This window comes from Streptomyces sp. NBC_01224 (assembly GCF_036002945.1).
Taxonomy (GTDB): Bacteria; Actinomycetota; Actinomycetes; order Streptomycetales; family Streptomycetaceae; genus Streptomyces.
This window is the reverse complement of record NZ_CP108529.1, coordinates 7,034,382-7,051,490: the sequence shown is the minus strand read 5'-3', so window position 1 is coordinate 7,051,490 and position 17,109 is coordinate 7,034,382. Positions and strand designations below refer to the sequence as shown.

18 protein-coding genes are annotated in these 17,109 nt (G+C 68.2%); 4 read left to right on the top strand and 14 right to left on the bottom strand.

Translation table 11 applies throughout. The features are described 5' to 3' along the window. Positions 1–16: 16 nt before the first annotated feature. A complete protein-coding gene (locus tag OG609_RS31740; protein ID WP_327275977.1) occupies positions 17–2,605 on the bottom strand; it encodes an ABC transporter ATP-binding protein/permease in 2,589 nt (862 codons plus the stop codon). Positions 2,606–2,993: 388 nt separating this feature from the next. Here OG609_RS31740 and serB point away from each other — a divergent pair, with 388 nt between their 5' ends. Continuing rightward, on the top strand, positions 2,994–4,250 hold the full coding sequence (gene serB, locus OG609_RS31735; protein ID WP_114243806.1) for a phosphoserine phosphatase SerB: 1,257 nt from the start codon (positions 2,994–2,996) through the stop codon (positions 4,248–4,250). 103 nt (positions 4,251–4,353) lie between these two features. Here the strand turns inward: serB and OG609_RS31730 are convergent, their stop codons facing one another. From OG609_RS31730 to OG609_RS31715, 4 genes are all read right to left on the bottom strand, one after another. Then, positions 4,354–4,872 carry a SixA phosphatase family protein gene (locus tag OG609_RS31730; RefSeq protein ID WP_093895780.1) on the bottom strand — a complete coding sequence of 173 codons (519 nt, stop codon included), beginning with the start codon at positions 4,870–4,872 and terminating at the stop codon, positions 4,354–4,356. Positions 4,873–4,946: 74 nt separating this feature from the next. Then, complete coding sequence (locus OG609_RS31725) at positions 4,947–5,153, bottom strand: hypothetical protein (RefSeq protein WP_327275976.1); 207 nt, start codon at positions 5,151–5,153, stop codon at positions 4,947–4,949. A gap of 151 nt (positions 5,154–5,304) precedes the next feature. Continuing rightward, the gene (locus OG609_RS31720; RefSeq protein WP_266365722.1) at positions 5,305–5,415 is read right to left on the bottom strand and encodes an SGM_5486 family transporter-associated protein; all 111 of its coding nucleotides are present in this window, start codon (positions 5,413–5,415) and stop codon (positions 5,305–5,307) included. A gap of 26 nt (positions 5,416–5,441) precedes the next feature. After that, entirely contained in the window at positions 5,442–6,755 is a 1,314-nt protein-coding gene (locus OG609_RS31715; protein WP_327275975.1) for a CynX/NimT family MFS transporter, read from the bottom strand. A 139-nt stretch (positions 6,756–6,894) separates the two neighbouring features. On the opposite strand from OG609_RS31715, the gene OG609_RS31710 reads away from it, so the two are divergent. Next, complete coding sequence (locus OG609_RS31710) at positions 6,895–7,569, top strand: FadR/GntR family transcriptional regulator (RefSeq protein WP_266362522.1); 675 nt, start codon at positions 6,895–6,897, stop codon at positions 7,567–7,569. Between the two features lie 6 nt (positions 7,570–7,575). On the opposite strand, the gene OG609_RS31705 is transcribed toward OG609_RS31710, so the two are convergent. The 9 genes from OG609_RS31705 to OG609_RS31665 form a co-directional block, all read right to left on the bottom strand. Then, a complete protein-coding gene (locus OG609_RS31705; RefSeq protein ID WP_327275974.1) occupies positions 7,576–7,968 on the bottom strand; it encodes a hypothetical protein in 393 nt (130 codons plus the stop codon). A 168-nt stretch (positions 7,969–8,136) separates the two neighbouring features. Then, positions 8,137–8,904 carry an enoyl-ACP reductase FabI gene (gene fabI / locus OG609_RS31700; protein WP_327275973.1) on the bottom strand — a complete coding sequence of 256 codons (768 nt, stop codon included), beginning with the start codon at positions 8,902–8,904 and terminating at the stop codon, positions 8,137–8,139. Between the two features lie 5 nt (positions 8,905–8,909). Then, positions 8,910–9,629, bottom strand: a complete 720-nt coding sequence (gene fabG / locus OG609_RS31695; RefSeq protein ID WP_327275972.1) for a 3-oxoacyl-[acyl-carrier-protein] reductase — start codon at positions 9,627–9,629, stop codon at positions 8,910–8,912. Between the two features lie 132 nt (positions 9,630–9,761). Next, the gene (locus OG609_RS31690) at positions 9,762–10,148 is read right to left on the bottom strand and encodes a type II toxin-antitoxin system VapC family toxin (protein ID WP_327278252.1); all 387 of its coding nucleotides are present in this window, start codon (positions 10,146–10,148) and stop codon (positions 9,762–9,764) included. 5 nt (positions 10,149–10,153) lie between these two features. After that, positions 10,154–10,441 carry a type II toxin-antitoxin system Phd/YefM family antitoxin gene (locus OG609_RS31685; protein WP_266745397.1) on the bottom strand — a complete coding sequence of 96 codons (288 nt, stop codon included), beginning with the start codon at positions 10,439–10,441 and terminating at the stop codon, positions 10,154–10,156. Positions 10,442–10,519: 78 nt separating this feature from the next. Beyond that, the gene (locus OG609_RS31680; RefSeq protein WP_327275971.1) at positions 10,520–11,674 is read right to left on the bottom strand and encodes an McrC family protein; all 1,155 of its coding nucleotides are present in this window, start codon (positions 11,672–11,674) and stop codon (positions 10,520–10,522) included. Positions 11,675–11,730: 56 nt separating this feature from the next. Further along, positions 11,731–13,920, bottom strand: a complete 2,190-nt coding sequence (locus OG609_RS31675) for an McrB family protein (RefSeq protein WP_327275970.1) — start codon at positions 13,918–13,920, stop codon at positions 11,731–11,733. 40 nt (positions 13,921–13,960) lie between these two features. Further along, the gene (locus tag OG609_RS31670) at positions 13,961–14,815 is read right to left on the bottom strand and encodes a helix-turn-helix transcriptional regulator (RefSeq protein ID WP_327275969.1); all 855 of its coding nucleotides are present in this window, start codon (positions 14,813–14,815) and stop codon (positions 13,961–13,963) included. A 563-nt stretch (positions 14,816–15,378) separates the two neighbouring features. Then, positions 15,379–15,831 carry an ATP-binding protein gene (locus OG609_RS31665; RefSeq protein ID WP_327275968.1) on the bottom strand — a complete coding sequence of 151 codons (453 nt, stop codon included), beginning with the start codon at positions 15,829–15,831 and terminating at the stop codon, positions 15,379–15,381. A gap of 185 nt (positions 15,832–16,016) precedes the next feature. Here OG609_RS31665 and OG609_RS31660 point away from each other — a divergent pair, with 185 nt between their 5' ends. Further along, on the top strand, positions 16,017–16,883 hold the full coding sequence (locus tag OG609_RS31660) for a helix-turn-helix domain-containing protein (protein WP_327275967.1): 867 nt from the start codon (positions 16,017–16,019) through the stop codon (positions 16,881–16,883). Beyond that, entirely contained in the window at positions 16,880–17,101 is a 222-nt protein-coding gene (locus tag OG609_RS31655; RefSeq protein ID WP_327275966.1) for a DUF397 domain-containing protein, read from the top strand. The genes OG609_RS31660 and OG609_RS31655 overlap by 4 nt, the downstream gene beginning before the upstream one ends. Positions 17,102–17,109 lie beyond the last annotated feature (8 nt).

Here is a 17,109-nt window from a genome sequence, read left to right as displayed (position 1 = left end):
GTACCGGCGCCCGCGCCTACTTGCGCATGACCTCCGGCTCGTGGCGGCGCAGCAGTCGCGCGACCACGATGCCGCAGATGATGCCGAGGAACAGCAGTACCGAGATGTTCATCCCCCACTGACCGGCAGAGTGCTCCCACAGCGGGTCCAGGTCGGTCGGGTTCTTCGGATCCCACGGCGCCATGAGGTGCGAGAGGTCGAGCGTCGTGCCCGCGCCGGCGATGGCCCAGCGGGACGGCATCAGCCAGGCGAACTGCTCCAGGCCGGGCGATCCGTACACCTGGAAGAGGATGCCGGTGAAGACGACCTGGACTATGGCGAACATGACCAGCAGCGGCATGGTCTTCTCGGCGGTCTTCACCAGTGAGGAGATCACCAGGCCGAACATCATCGAGGTGAAGCCGAGCGCGATGATCGTCAGGCAGATCTCGACGGCCGGCGGCATGACCAGGCCCTCGGCCGGCAGCTCACGGGTGGCGAAGCCGATGCCGCAGATGATGACGCCCTGGATGGCGGTGATCACGCCGAGGACGATCACCTTGGACATCAGATAGGCGGAGCGGGACAGACCGGTGGCCCGTTCCCGTTCGTAGATGACGCGTTCCTTGATCAGTTCTCGTACGGAGTTGGCCGCGCCGGAGAAGCACATGCCGACCGCGAGAATCAGCATGATCGTTCCAGCGGCGCTGTTGAACCGGGACGGCGGGTCCGGCGGGGCCAGGCCGAACTTGGCCGGGATGACCACGCTGACGACGCCGAGCACGGCGGGCAGGATCACCATCAGGCCCATGAAGCCCTTGTCGGACGCGATCACCGAGACGTAGCGGCGCATCAGCGTCCACAGCTGGGCCGACCAGCTCTGCGGCTTCGGCGGGCGCATCTGCTGCGGGGGCGGCATGTGTACGGACTGCGCGGCGACGGCGTCGATGTCCGCGGCGTACATCTGATAGTGCTGCGAACCGCGCCAGCGGCCCGCCCAGTCGTAGTCGCGGTAGTTCTCGAACGCGGAGAAGACATCGGCCCAGGTGGTGTAGCCGAAGAAGTTGAGCGCCTCCTCCGGCGGACCGAAGTAGGCGACGGAACCGCCCGGCGCCATGACGAGCAGCTTGTCGCAGATCGCCAGCTCGGCGACGGAGTGCGTGACGACGAGGACCGTACGGCCGTCGTCGGCCAGGCCGCGCAGCAGCTGCATGACATCGCGGTCCATGCCCGGGTCGAGGCCGGAGGTCGGCTCGTCCAGGAAGATCAGCGACGGCTTGGTGAGCAGCTCCAGGGCCACGGAGACACGCTTGCGCTGGCCACCGGAGAGCGAGGTGACCTTCTTGTCCTTGTGGATGTCGAGCTTGAGCTCGGCAAGGACTTCGAGGATCCGGGCCTGGCGCTCGGCCTCGGTGGTGTCCGCGGGGAAGCGGAGCTTGGCCGCGTACTTGAGGGCCTTGGTGACCGTGAGTTCCTTGTGCAGGATGTCGTCCTGCGGGACCAGACCGATACGCTGGCGCAGCTCGGCGAACTGCTTGTACAGGTTCCGGTTGTCGTAGAGGACATCGCCCTGGTTGGCGGGCCGGTAGCCGGTGAGCGCCTTGAGCAAGGTGGACTTGCCGGATCCTGACGGGCCGATGACCGCGATGAGCGACTTCTCCGGGACGCCGAAGGAGACGTCCTTGAGGATCTGCTTCCCGCCGTCGACCGTCACCGTGAGGTGGCGGGCGGAGAAGGAGACCTCACCGGTGTCGACGAACTCTTCCAGCCGGTCGCCGACCAGGCGGAAGGTCGAGTGGCCGACGCCGACGATGTCGTTCGGGCCGATGAGCGCGGAGCCGGACTTGGAGAGCGGCTGGCCGTTGACATAGGTGCCGTTGTGGGATCCGAGGTCACGGATCTCGAAGCGGCCGTCGGGCGTCGCGTGAAACTCGGCGTGGTGGCGCGAGACCTGGAGGTCGGAGACGACCAGTTCGTTCTCGAGCGCACGGCCGATGCGCATGACGCGGCCGAGGGCCAGCTGATGGAACGTGGTCGGGCTGCGGTCGCTGTACACCGGCGGCGCCCCCGCGACACCGCCGGGCACGCCCGCGCCGGGCGTCTTCGCCATGCCCTGCTGCTGCGGGACCTGGGGCTGTTGGGGCTGCGCGGGCTGCTGTTGCGGCTGGACCTGAGGGGCCTGCTGCCAGCCCTGCTGCGGCTGTTGCTGCTGTGGCGGAACGGGGGCCTGCTGGCCGGGCCAGCCGGCGCCGCCCTGCTGGGGCTGCTGGACAGGGGCCTGCTGCGCGCCCGCGCCCTGCCCGCTGTGCACATCGGCGCCCGCCGCGGCGCCGATGGTCAGCCGCGGTCCGTCAGTGGCATTGCCCAGGTGCACGGCGGAGCCGGGCCCGATTTCCAGTTGATGGATCCGCCGGCCCTGCACATAGGTGCCGTTGGTGCTGCCGTGGTCCTCGATGAACCAACTGTGGCCCCCCCAGCTGATCGTGGCATGCCGCCACGACACCCTGGCGTCATCGATCGTCAGGTCGCCCTGCGGATCGCGCCCAAGGGTGTACGACCTGGACGGATCGAGCGTCCAGGTCCTGCCATTCAATTCCAGTACGAGTTCCGGCACTCCGCGCCCCACTAGTTGTCCCCCGAGTTACCCCCATCACAGGGAGTCTAGGGATGCTGAACATCGTGGGGAACTATTCCAGGAGCAGTCCCCGATACGAAAGTCGGGCGGGGTGAAGACCCTGCCGAGACCTGCGTCGTTGTGCCGTCGAACAGGGAGGAACGGGCTCGGAGAGTGGCAAGTCCCATGGGTGCGTATGAGTGCGTGCGGACCGTGAGCGAACAGGCCGGCCCGAGGCACCCCGGTCCGTTCGGATCCGCCTTCGGTCGCCGGGCGTGCCCGAGCGCGTGCCGTCCGTCGCCCTGCCTGTGGTCCGGGCGAGGGTACGGGGACGACGCGCTGTCCGGTCCTCGGGACGGGCCTCCGGTGCGATGAGGCGGACCGATACGGTGGGAGCACCATGAGCGCATCTCAGCCACCTCAGTCTTCCCCGTCTCCTGAGCCCCCTGAGTCCCGTCAGGGCACGGACACACCCACCCTTCTTGTGAAGATCTTCGGGAAGGACCGCCCCGGGATCACCGCCGGGCTCTTCGACACCCTCGCCGCCTACTCGGTCGATGTCGTCGACATCGAGCAGGTCGTCACCCGTGGCCGCATCGTCCTGTGCGCGCTGGTCACCGCCCCGACCGCGGGCGGCACCACCGAGGGCGACCTGCGGGCGACCGTGCACAGCTGGGCCGATTCGCTGAAGCTGCAGGCCGAGATCATCTCCGGTACGGGTGACAACCGGCCGCGCGGCTACGGACGTTCCCATGTGACGGTGCTCGGGCACCCGTTGACCGCGGAGTCGACCGCGGCCATAGCGGCCACGATCACCTCGACCGGCGGGAACATCGACCGGATCTTCCGGCTCGCGAAGTACCCGGTCACGGCAGTCGAGTTCGCGGTGTCCGGCACCGGGACCGAGGAGCTGCGGACGGCGCTGGCGACGGAGTCCGCCGGGATCGGTGTCGATGTGGCGGTGGTGTCGGCCGGGCTGAGCCGCCGGGCGCAGCGGCTGGTCGTCATGGACGTCGACTCGACGCTCATCCAGGACGAGGTCATCGAGCTCTTCGCCGCCCATGCCGGCTGCGAGGACAAGGTCGCCGAGGTCACCGAGCAGGCCATGCGCGGCGAGCTCGACTTCGAGCAGTCGCTGCACGCACGGGTGGCGCTGCTGGCGGGGCTCGATGTGTCGGTGGTGGACAAGGTGCGCGCCGAGGTGCGGCTGACGCCGGGCGCCCGCACCCTGATCCGTACGCTGAAGCGGCTCGGTTACCAAGTGGGCGTGGTTTCGGGCGGGTTCACCCAGGTGACCGACGATCTGAAGGAACGGCTCGGGCTCGACTTCGCCTCTGCCAACACCTTGGAAGTGGTCGACGGAAAGCTCACCGGACGGGTCGTCGGCGACATCGTCGACCGGGCCGGCAAGGCCCGGCTGCTGCGCAGTTTCGCCGCGCAGGCCGGGGTGCCGCTGGCACAGACCGTCGCGATCGGTGACGGTGCGAACGACCTGGACATGCTGAACACCGCCGGGCTCGGGGTGGCCTTCAACGCGAAGCCGGTGGTCCGCGAGGCCGCGCACACCGCGGTGAACGTACCGTTCCTGGACACGGTGCTGTACCTGCTCGGCATCACCCGCGAGGAGGTCGAGGCCGCCGACGGTCTCGTCGACTGACGCGTACCCGCGTACGAGCAGGGCCCCGGTCGTTTCCGTACCGGGGCCCTGCTCGTACGACAGCGGAAAACCGTGCGGCAGCGGGATCCGTACGACAGTGGGATCAGTCGTTGGGCGTCCAGTACTCGACCAGCTTGCCCACTCCGTGCTCCACGCCCTTCCAGGAGCCGGAGAACTCGACGACGGCGAAGGCGGCGGTCGGGAAGCCGCCGCGGTTCATCCGGGCCAGGGCGTCGCCCTCGGCCGATTCCGAGAGGGCGTCGGCGACGGCGTGCATACCGGGGTTGTGGCCGATCACCAGAAGGTCATGCACATCGTCGGGGGTCTCGTTGATCAGGGCGATCAGTTCGCCGGGAGACGCCTCGTACAGTCGCTCCTCGTAGACGGTCCTGGGACGGTGAGGCATCTCGTGAACCGCCAGCTTCCACGTCTCGCGCGTCCTGACAGCGGTCGAGCAGAGGGCCAGATCGAGGACGATCCCGGAGTCGACGAGTTTGCGGCCTGCGACGGGGGCATCCTTGCGGCCGCGTTCCGCGAGCGGCCGCTCATGGTCGGAATCCTGCGACCATTCCGCCTTTGCATGCCTGAGAAGGACGATCCTGCGAGGTGTATCGACGCTCATACACCTCAGCTTCGCACGAAATGTGCCGCCCGGCGCAGGGTGTTGAGGGGCTCCTGCGGTGGGCACGGGCGCCGTCAGCGGGTCATCAGGGTCATGATTCGCTCAAGCAACCGGCCGACCGCGGGGTCGGTCGTCGCCGCGTGCGCCTCGCCGGATCCCACGATCAACAGCAGGAGCGCGGCGAACCCGATCGCGGGCAGCGCGATGGCCCACCACGGCAGCCGGACCTCGACGCTGCCCGTGGCCGGGTGGGTGGACCGGGTGTGCGTACGGGCCGACATGTCCGCCTCCGTGGGTCATCGGTTCTGATACCCAGAACCTACGGATGCGGGGGTGCCGGTCCCATCCGGTGAGCCACCCACTTGACCCTGACCCTGGCCCCCTAGGGGAAGGTGGTGCCAGCCCCACCATCGGCCGTCGGGGCCACGCGGTTCAGGGGGATGCGACCGAGGCGATCACCGCGATGATCACGGTGACCAGCAGCATCGCCCCGAGCACGAGGAGGAGCTTCTTCTGACCGTTCTGGGGATTCGGGTCGAGCACAGGAGACATGGGCTCAGTCTCGCATCTCAGCATTCGTCCTCGATCGTCCGGTCCCGCCCGGCCAGGATCCCGGCCGCCATCTGCGGCACCATGAGGCCCGCCATCAGTGCGATCGGCAGCCCCCAGCCACCGCTGTGCTGATGGAGCACGCCGACGAGCAGCGGGCCGGGGATCGAGATCAGATAGCCGGTGGACTGTGCGAACGCGGACAGCCGGACCACTCCGGCGCCGCTGCGGGACCGCATGCCGATCATGGTCAGGGCGAGCGGGAAGGCGCAGTTCGAGATGCCGAGGAGCAGCGCCCAGGCCCAGGCCCCGGCGGCCGGTGCGAGGTAGAGGCCCGCGTATCCGATGAGCCCGCAGCTGCCGAGGAGGACGACTATCGGGCCCTGAGTCCTCAGCCGGGTGGCGACTCTGGGGATGACGAAGGCGAGCGGCACGCCCATCGCCATGGTCACGGCGAGCAGAACGCCCGCGGTACCGGCCGAAACCCCCGCGTCGCGGAAGATCTGCGGCATCCATCCCATGGTGATGTACGCGGCGGTGGCCTGCAGGCCGAAGAAGCAGGCCAGGCCCCAGGCGGTACGGCTGCGGGTGATCCTGAGAGTCGGGGAGTCCTGGTGGTGCGCGGCGGGCTGCCCGGAGGCTCCGTGCCGGTCCCGTACCAGCGGGATCCAGGGCAGGATCGCGGCGGCGGCGAGCACGGCCCAGATGCCGAGGCCCGCCTTCCAGCTGCCGCCCAGCGCATTGGTCATGGGCACGGTCACTGCGGCGGCGAGCGAGGTGCCGAGGGCCAGGGCCATCGAGTAGAGCCCGGTCATGGAGCCGACGCGGTCCGGGAACCAGCGCTTGACGATCACTGGCATCAGGACGTTGCTGACGGCGATGCCCATGAGGGCCAGCGCGCTCGCGGCGAGGAAACCGGCCGTGCCGCCGACAAGGGGCCGGATCACCAGTCCGGCCGTGATGGCGATCATGCCTGCGCAGACGACCGCCCCCGGGCCGAAGCGGCGGGCGAGGCGGGGCGCCATGATGCCGAAGACCGCGAAGCAGAGCGGCGGTACGGAGGTGAGGACACCGGCGACGCTGCCGCTCATGTGCAGCCCGTCCTGCACCTCTTGGAGGAGGGCGCCGAGGCTGGTGATGGCGGGGCGGAGGTTGAGCGCGGCAAGGACGAGCCCGATGGTGACCAGCCGGAGCAGCCATGGGGAGGGCCCGGCGGCGGCCTGTGTCGTCTGCGGGGCCTGTGAGGCTTGCGGGGCCGGGGTTTTCGTGGGGGCGTCCGCCTTGGTGGCGGGGCTCAGGGTCCGGGTCCGGTACTGGGTCTCGTCGTCGGGCATGAGGCCCATCATAGAATCATGGGATGATTGATTGTCCAATCCTTCGAGCGCTCCTCTGAGACCATTCGCTGCAAGCAGAGCGAGCCCCATCACCCCTCATCACCCCCTCATCACCCCAGCAACCCGAGCAAGGAGCACCATGGCGCTGACGTCTCCGCGGCGTTCGGCACTCGCCGACCAGGTGATTGCCCAGCTGAGGAATCAGATCACCTCCGGCGAGTGGCCCGTGGGTTCACGGATTCCCACCGAGCCCGAACTGGTGGAGCAGCTGGGGGTGGCCCGTAACACCGTCCGCGAGGCCGTGCGCGCGCTCGCACACAACGGCCTGCTCGACATCCGGCAGGGCTCGGGCACCTATGTCGTCGCCATCAGCGAACTGGCCGGGGTGATGCACCGTCGTTTCGCCTCCGCCGATCCTCGCCATGTCGCCGAGCTGCGCTCCACCCTGGAGTCGTCGGCGGCGCGACTGGCCGCTGCCCGGCGCACCGAGCGGGATCTGAAGCAGCTGGACGCGCTCATGGCGCGCCGGGAGGAGACCTGGGCCGCGGGCGACGCCGAGGCGTTCGTCGCGGCGGACGCGACGCTGCATCTGGCCGTGGTCGCGGCCTCGCACAACGACGTGCTGACCGGCCTCTACGCCGACCTGGGCGATCTGCTGCGCGACTATCTCAGGGTCGATGTCGGTCATGAGCTGCGGCCGGAGAATCACATGGACCACGGCCGGCTGGTCGAGGCGATCCGGGCCGGGGACGCGGAGACGGCGGCAGCCGAGGCCGCGAGTCATGCGCTGAGTTGTCTGGTGGACCGGGTCTAGGCCGGTCTAGGCCGGACGGCGCTGGAGCGTGACCTGCACCCGGTGCGTGATCCAGACGGAGCCGACTTCCTTCCAGCAGCGGTCGTCGAGCCGCACGGTCTGTCCCGGTCCCACGTCGACCGGGGTGGCGTCCGCGTCTATGTCCCACCAGCGGCGGCATTCGGTGTGCAGCTGCACGCGGTCGGTGGAGGGGTACGGGTTGTGGCAGTAGGCGACGACCCGGGAGCCCCGGACCGACGTACGGCATTCGGATCCGGCGGGGTCGGGGGTCGGAGCGAGGGGCGCGGACGCCCCGGTTCCTGCCCGCCCCGCCATGGATATGGCTACGTGGGCGAGAAGTGCGGCGACGGCTATGGAGGCCGCCAGCAGCGTCCAGGTTCGGCGACGTGTGGAGCGCACAGCGACCTCCTCCCCGCAGCCTGACCAAAAGTCCGGTTCCACCACATTCTGCGGTGGATCGACCATCTTTTCGACTTGAGCGGGTCGGGGCCGGGCACGGACGCACAACGGCCGCGTACCGCCCGATCGGAGGCGGTACGCGGCCGTGTCACAGCCTGTTGTGCCGGATCAGGCACCCATCATGTGCACGCCACCGTCGACGTGGATGATCTCGCCCGTGGTCTTCGGGAAGAAGTCCGAGAGCAGGGCGACGACACCGCGGCCGGCCGGCTCCGGGTCCGACATGTTCCAGGACAGTGGGGAGCGGGTGTTCCACACGTCCGCGAGCTCGGAGAAGCCCGGGATGGACTTGGCGGCCATGGAGCCGATCGGTCCGGCCGAGATCAGGTTGCAGCGGATGTCGTCCTTGCCCAGGTCACGCGCGAGGTAGCGGGAGGTGGCCTCCAGCGCGGCCTTGGCCGGGCCCATCCAGTCGTACTGCGGCCAGGCGTACTGCGCGTCGAAGGTGAGACCGACGATCGATCCGCCCTCGCTCATCAGCGGCTTGCAGGCCATGGCGAGCGACTTCAGCGAGAACGCCGAGACGTGCATCGCGGTGGAGACGGACTCGAACGGGGTGTTCAGGAAGTTGCCGCCGAGCGCGTCCTGCGGCGCGAAGCCGATGGAGTGCACGACGCCGTCGAGCGAACCGAGCTCGTCACGGACCAGACCGGCGAGACGGTCCAGGTGCTCGGCGTTGGTCACATCCAGCTCGATGACCTTGGCCGGCTTCGGCAGCTTCTTGGCGATGCGCTCCGTCAGCGTGGGCCGGGGGAAGGCGGTCAGGATGACTTCGGCACCCTGCTCCTGGGCCACCTTGGCGGTGTGGAAGGCGATGGACGACTCCATCAGCACACCGGTGATGAGGATGCGCTTGCCGTCGAGAATTCCGCTCATGGTGATCAGTGACCCATGCCCAATCCGCCGTCAACGGGGATGACGGCTCCAGTGATGTACGACGCGTCGTCGGAAGCGAGGAAGCGCACAGCGGCGGCGATCTCCTCGGGCTGCGCATAGCGGCCGAGCGGCACCTGGGACACGATGCCCTTGCGCTGCTCCTCGGTGAGCACCTGGGTCATGTCGGTGTCGACGAAACCGGGTGCGACGACGTTGAAAGTGATGTTCCGCGAGCCGAGTTCACGGGCCAGCGACCGGGCGAAGCCGACCAGACCAGCCTTGGAGGCGGCGTAGTTCGCCTGCCCGGCCGAGCCGAGGAGCCCGACGACGGAGGAGATGAGGACGACGCGGCCCTTCTTGGCACGCAGCATGCCGCGGTTGGCGCGCTTGACGACCCGGAAGGTGCCGGTGAGGTTGGTGTCGAGTACGGACGTGAAGTCGTCCTCGGACATCCGCATCAGCAACTGGTCCTTGGTGATACCGGCGTTGGCGACCAGTACCTCGACGGGGCCGTGCTTGTCCTCGATCTCCTTGTAGGCCTGCTCCACCTGTTCGGCGTCCGTGATGTCGCAGCGGACGGCCAGAACGCCCGCCTCGGTGAGGATCTGGGGGGGCTCGCCCGAGCGGTACGTGATCGCGACCTTGTCGCCGTTGTCGGCGAAAGCGCGGGCGATGGCGAGGCCGATGCCCCGGTTTCCTCCGGTGACGAGAACCGAGCGGCTCAACGGATCACCCTTTCGATAGCGGTCTGGTACCTCGAAAACCTATCGGTACCACCCGCTCCGCGAGCAATCGGCCCCTGACAGCGCCTTCCGCGGGGCTCTGTGGGGTTCCTACAGTTGGCACCCGGCCCGGCCTCATTCCGCCATTCCGGGCGCATGTGCGGAGAGACCTTCTTCCCTCGCTGAGTCGAGCATGCGCTTGTCGTACGTAATCAGGGAGTCAAGAGCTCCGCCGATGACGAGCGCGCTCGCGACGTGAATGGCATCAAGGGATCTCAGAGCCCCCGAGACCCTGGTGGCCAGATCCCGGACCTCTTCCGTCAGCAGGATCTCGGTGACCATCCCGTCCAGATCCGACAGTGCGTCGGGGAATGATCCGGCCTTGTCGAGCTGTCGGACGGTCTCGACGATGCCGATGGTGCTGGTAGCCAAGGGCAGCCCGGGCCGGTCGGACAGGAATGTCCTGAGCTCGGCGGCACCCGGCCTGCCTGTGAGCAGTGTGATGAGCGCCGAGGAATCCATGTAGATCAACGGTCGTCCTCCTCGCGTTCGGCCAGGAGAAGTTCCAGCGGATCGGGGGAGCCTGAGGGGAGGTCGTAGCGCGGGAAGTGGTCGAGGTCCGAGGTGGTCGCGGCCTTGAGCCGGATCTTCCCCTGAGCCACCAGGTCCGCGTACCGGGATGTCGCCCCGGAGCCGGGCAGCAGTATGGCGATCACCTTGCCGTGCCGGGTGACCTGGACCGCCTCCCCCTTCTCCACGCGGGCGAAGACGGCGCTCGGGTTGTACGAGAACTCTCGGACGGAGATTGCGCTCATCGGGGACGGAGCTCCCTTCAGCATGCAGCCAAGAAAGTACCTACACTCCAAGAGTGTACCTACAATGGCCGCCCGTGCTTACGGCAGTGCCCGCGCGAGCGTTTCCGCGAGGGCGTCGACGCGACTGCTCAGCTCCGCCTGCGGCAGGCTCAGGTCCAGGACGTGTCTGTGCAGCCTGATCTCCTTGCCCGGCACCGGCACGCGTACGACGCCCGGCCTGCCGCCGGCATACACGAGATGACCGTCGTCGAGTCCGAGACGTACGCAGTAGGCGAGCATCTGATAGAGGTCCTCGCGGCGGAAGCCTCGCTTGTACTTGGCGTCCACCACGATCGCAGGCCCGGCTACCCCTGAGGCGCCGGGGAGGTAGTGGACCAGGTCCGGTTTCAGGACGTGCCGTCTCCCGACCGCGAGGTGGTGATTGCGGTCCGCGGGTTCCGCCCGGCCGCCCACGAGGTTCACCAACGCTTCACCCAGTGCCCGGCCCAGGAAGTCCTCGTAGACCTGCCACATCCGGAACACCAGGCCGTCGACGGACACGTTGCGTCCATCCTCGAACTCGTAGGAGGCGCCGCCCAGGATCAGTGCCGCCAACGCGAGTACCGGCTGGTAGCGCTGGTTGAGGCGGCTCGGCTGCCAGGCGGGCACGGGTGCCCCGGGAACGAGTGAATTCACCCCGTCCAGTTGTGCGGCAAATCCCTGCAGTTCGGCACGCAGGCGTGGCTCCATGCCGGGAACCCTCAGCAGCCTGCGGGCCGCGCCGAGCAGTAGCCGGTTCTCCGCGATGTCGACGGTGTGCTCGTCGTACGTCACTTCCAGTGGCACCACGAGCCCCGGGCGCCTACTCAGCTGGGCGGAGGCCCGTAGCCGGCCGCGCAGCACCGGCAGGGTGTCCTCGGTCTCCCGGTAGCCGAACAGCGGCCCTGCCCGCAGAGCCCGCCGCGCGGCGCGGTTGAACGCGTGCGCCACGGCCGGCAGGAGGTCGGCGCGGGCCACCGCGTCGACCTGCTGGTCCTGCCACTGGAGCCGACTCGGCGCGTATCCGAGAAGGTACATGAGCCGGTCGACCGGAATCTTGGGCTCGATGGACAGCCGGACCCGGCCGGGGCCACGCCCGAGCCGGACGGCCCCCACCCGGTCCCTGGCACGCAAGCGATACGTTCCCGCACGGCCCGTGGCCCGTACGTCGAGGAGTTCGGACCGGTCCAGCTCCCACACCTGCTCAGGGGTCAACGGCCATTCTGACCACGCATCCCCTTCGCGGAGCCGTACGTGCTCCTCCTCCCTCGTCATGCACCGCCGCCGGACTGCAGCCCGAGGTGTTCCCTGATGCCGGCCAGGCCGTACGTCCCCTCGATGTCGGTTGTGTCGCCCCAGTGGTATTCGGTGAGCAGCGGTATGACCTGGCTGCGCCAGATGAGGTCCATGGCCTCCGGGCTGCTGTGGGCCATGGACTGCATGAGATACGAGTGCCCGACGCGGAAGTCCCGGTCGTTCGCCGGGCCTTCGGCGATACGGCGGTTGAGTTCGTCGAGCAGCAGCGCGGCGTCCTGCGGGTGCTGATTTGCGGTGAGCCAGCGGCTGAGGAGGCCGGTGAGAGGCGGAACGTCCGGGTGCAGCTCCATGAAGGAGAACCGGCGGCGCATCGCCGCGTCCATCAGCGCGACGGTCCTGTCCACCGTGTTCATGGTGCCGATGATGTAGAGGTTGGGCGGCAGCCGGAAGCCGCGGCCCTCGTCGGATCCGTAGAGGAGGTGCACGAACTCCTTGCGGTACTCCAGCAGGAAGTACATCTCACCGAAGACCTTGGCGAGGTTCCCGCGATTGATCTCGTCGATGACGAGGACGAAGACTTCGGCAGGGCGTTCCTCGGCCGCGTCCGCGAGCCTGCGCAGCGGGCCCTGGACGAGATCGAAGACAAGGCCCGTCGAGGTGTCGGCGTCCCGCTCGCGCTTCTCGGCAGGGCTGTCGGACGCCTTCTTCTTCGGCAGCCGGGGGCGGAACCCTTCGAAGAAGTCCTCGTAGGTGTAAGCGGGGTGGAACTGCACCAGTCGTACGTTGTTGGGGCTGCCGCCGGTCAGATGGCGGGCGAGGGCGAGGGCGGTGTAGGTCTTTCCCGTACCCGGAGGGCCGTGGAAGATCAGCTGCGGTTTACCTCGGAGAAGTTCGACGCTTTCCTGCAGCCAGGTGGCGTTGTCCAGGAAGAGGCCGTCAGCCAGCTCCTCGGTGGCATCGGGAATCTCCGCCGTGATGTCCGGCGGGGGTGCGGCGCGCTCCGGTTCGGGCCCGACGAGCGGCTCTAGCCGGGAGGCGAATTCGCTGATGTCGACGATCCGCGCGTCCGCGTCGGCGACCCGGCCGGTCAGCTCGGCAGGAAGGTCGCGCACGAAGTCGAGCGGCGCGTCGAGGTTCCGCCAGGCGACCGACCGGGCGAAGTGGGCCGCGTCCTCGAGCGGGTCCGTATAGACGGCGGGGCCCCGCACCACGCCCAGATACGCCTTGGGGCCGTCGGTGCACACCACGATGTCCCCCTCCTGTATCCGGGAGAGGAAGGTGTGGAGCTCGTCCGCGCGGCGGTCGCGCTGGGCAGCGGTGGCCCCGGAGTCGGCATCGTCGACAGCCTTGCGGACCCGCTGCGGGCCGGCGCCCTGGGCGAGGGCCGGCAGCCGGTCGGCCGACAGGGTCACCACGCCCTCGTCACGCCAGTGGCTGCGGATGAGGCTGGCGCCCCCGGCATCCGTACCTCTGATGATCCACACCCTGCGCGGCCGCTGGGGGATGCTGTCCTGCCCGGGTTCCTCCCCGAGCACGAGCGCGGTGATCTCCTCGGCGGTGAGCCGCTTGCCGGGCAGTGCCCGTACGGTGTCGATGCTGGAGGCGGCTTCGTCGTAGAGCTCGTCGCGCTCCAGCAGGGTGCGCCAGGCCCCGATCTCGGTCGCTAGCAGCGTGGTGCCGAAACCTGCCTCACCATCAGGGGAGAGTGCGAGATGCCAGCCCTCGGGCCTGGTGCCCTGGAGGCAGGCGGCAAGGGCCTCGGGGTCGATCTCGTACTCGGCCGCAAGGTCCTCGATACTCACCCACCGGTCGTCGGGCAGTTCAGAGAGCAGTTTGGCGGCGGCATCGAAGTAAAGGCGCCCGGCCCTCCAGTGGGTGTACCGAGTGCCGGCCTCGGAGAAGAACGTCCCCGGCTCCGGGTAGGCGTGCAGGGCCTCGACGCCGAGACCGGTCAGCCGCCAGGTGCGGTTCGCCCGTGTCAGCCAGCCCGCCTTGGTCAGAGTGGTAGCCGTGAAGCTGAGGTTGCGGTCGATATCGGTGGTCACCGCGGCGCCGAGAGCTTGCCAGTCCTGCGCGAGCGTCGGGTCCGCAGCGTGGATCAGCGGCCGGAGTTCGCGGAACGGCAGGCCGTCCTGGAGGTGGTCGGCGAGGACGGTCGCGGCCTGGCGTACTGCGCGGGCGCTGATCTCGAAGGCGGTGGGCACGGCTTCCTTTCGTGGGCCCCACAAGGGCGTTCTACGGTGTTCAGCCGAGAGCGACGGGAGTGGTCGGCTGTACGGCACCGTTCACGGTGACCAGCAGCAGATCGCCGACGGTGGCGTCGTCGCCCAGGCCCAGTTCCGAAACGGGCCGCGCCCCCGGTACATCTCGCGCGGCAACCGGCATGAGCCGCAGTTCGCTCCGCTTGCCCTGAAAGGCGAGCATCACCCAGCTCTCGTCCTGGCGGATCCGCGCGACCACATCGCTCAGCCGGTCGGGCAGCACGGCGCAGACCACGGTCAGCCGTTGCCGCACGGCCCGGGGAAACGCGGAGATCGATTCCAGCCACCCCGGGGCGGAAAGTGTGCCGTCCAGTAGCCGCGCCACATCGGCACGGTCGTCGGAGCGATCGTCGTCCCGTGCGTGCACGAACCGCACGATCGGCAGGCCCTCGGCCAGCGCCTGTTGCCAGCGGGGCAGCATGAAGTCGATGTGCAGGGCGTCCTCCCGGGTCGCCCCCATATCGCCCACCTGTCCTCCGATGCCCGCCAGCCAGGCATTGATCTCGGCCCAGCGCCAGACGAGCGAGCGCCCGACCGTGCCTTCCGGATCCGGGAACGCGCCTGCTTCCGTGCGCCGCTCGCCGTTGACCCACTGGAGGACGTTCTGCCGGGTGCGGCCCGTGCGTTCGGCGATGTCCGGCACACCGACCAGATCCGGGTCCAGCCGCAGCAGCCTCAGCTGGGGCAGCTCTTTCCTCAGCCGGACGACCAGGCGGTGAGCGGCGTCCACGGCGCTGTCTCCGGACTCGGCAAGATCGAGCAGGTACTTGTCCCGGTGTTGGGTGAGTAGCCCGTCGAACTCGTCGAAGATGACGCCGACCGCAACATCGTCGTCCACGCCGACACCATCCACGACAAAGAGAAACTCGTACTCCATTTCGCCCTCAACCCTCTTTGTCCGTGCCCGTCCAAGCTTTCGCGCCAGGGCGCGCCACCCCTGCGAGGCAGACTTACCCAGCCCCCATGCGTTGTCAAACGACAACAGGGAATCGCTTGTCAAACGACAGCACCCCCTCCGGGGGTACGGCGCGGGTCGCTCTCGGGGAGCGGGCAGCGACTCGCACGCTGCACGATCCAGCGCGCCGCGCGCCCCGGGTTGGCCGCTGTGCCGGGCACGGTAATGGTGGTGCAGCCACGCCCAGCGCAGGGGCAGTACAGGCGGCCCCAGTGGGCCTCCTTGCGCAGCGTCCAGCCTTCAGTGACAAGCCGCTTGAGAGCTACTCGGATCTCTTTCTGCTGGTGATCTGCCGGTGACAATCCTGACCCGACCATCCACCATCTCCCCAACAAACAACGCCGTCGCAGAAGTTGACGGTCAACCCGGCGTGATCGGGAGACTACCCCGTGAGACTGACACGCGGTCAAATCGCACAGCTGTGTGTTAGTTGGAGGCGTGTGCCGTCAAGCGCCACCATGCCGGAGCAGGCAGCAGATCTGCTTGCCGACGGGCGTCAGCGTGACGTCCCAGCCGGGCGCGAAGTAGTCCATGAGCGGCAGCCCTCGGCCGGATTCAGCCTCAGGGTCGTCGAGTTGAACTCCCGAGCGGTGCGGGAGGCACATCCGGTCGGGGTCGTGGAGCCGGACCCAGACGCCGGCGTGCGTCGACTCGACCTCGGCAACCAGGGGGACGAACTCGCCGCAGGCATGAACGGCGTTGCCGTACAGCTCGGAGAGAACGAGTTGGGCGGAGTCGACGAGATCGGGAGCGACGCCCGAACCGAGGAGCGTCGCCTCGGTGAGGCCTCTGACCGCGCGGAGATTGCGCGGGGAGGCGGACATGTGGAGGGAAAATCCGGCGGGGGTGGGGGTGAGGTAGTGGCCGAGGGCGGCGGTGGGGCGGGGCTTGAGTTGCACATGAACCTCCGGACAGGGGCGCTCCTTTGCGCCTTCACGGCGACGCAATGCGTTCAGCATCTCGCCGCGCCGACGATCCCACCGGGATGCACACTTTCCATAGTCAAGTGCAAGCTTTCCACCCGATCGAGTTATGTGCCCCGCGATTGCGGCTGAACACTTCCCAACGGGTACAGACTTCCGCCATGCCCAATGCTCCTCTGGTTCCTACCGTCCGTCGCCGCCGCCTTGGTGCGACCCTTCGCAGGATGCGCAACCAAGCCGGTCTGACTCTCGACGAAGCCGCTGCATCCATGGGCTGGAAGGGACCGAAGCTGTCGAAGATCGAGAACGCGACTTTGGGGATTCGCCCCAACGACCTTCATTCCCTGCTCGACGTCTACAGCATCACCGATCCCGAAGCTCGTGCCGCTCTGGACAGTCTGTCCAGGGATGCCGGGAAGCGCGGCTGGTGGCAGACCTACGCTGGAATCCTCTCGCCCTCGTATGCCGACTTCATCTCTCTCGAATCCGATGCCGAGAAGATCTGCAGCTGGTCACCACTTCTCATCCCGGGGCTACTCCAGACGCCGTCCTACGCACGGGAGACCATCTCGGGAATCACCACAACTCGGAGCCCGGAGGAAGTGGCTGCGCTGGCCGAAGTCCGGATGGCCAGGCAATCGGTACTGACCAGGCCGAGCCCTCCGATGGAGCTGTGGACGATCATCCATGAGGCAGCACTCCATCAGCGTTTCGCCGCCCGGCCTACCACGATGCGGGAGCAGTTGCGCCGACTTCTGGATGCGTCGGAGATGCCCAATGTGACGGTTCAGCTCATGCCGATGGCCCCAACTGCCCATCCGGGGCTGCTGGGTGGCTTCAGTCTGGCAACCTTCGCCCAGCCGTTGCCGGAGGTCGTCGTTCTGGAGAATCTGAGCGGGGCGGCATACGTTGAAGGCGAGGACATAGCCCCTTACGCACTGGCGTTCCAGCACATTCAAGCCACTGCCCTGTCAGTGGAGGACTCGCTCGTGCGCATCGCCGAGATGGAAGAAGGCCTCCGGAAGTGAACCGCCCCAAGGCAGACCTGTACACCCATGACCTCTCTGGCTCCATATGGCGCAAGTCGTCCGCGAGCGGCGCAGAGCACGACTGCGTCGAAATCGCAGAGCTGCCAGGAGGTGCCAGGGCCGTACGCGACTCGAAGAACCCTGATCGCGCGCCCCTGTGCTTCACGGACACGGAGTGGGCCGCCTTCCGGGCGGGCGTGATCGCGAACGAGTTCTGACGGCCGCG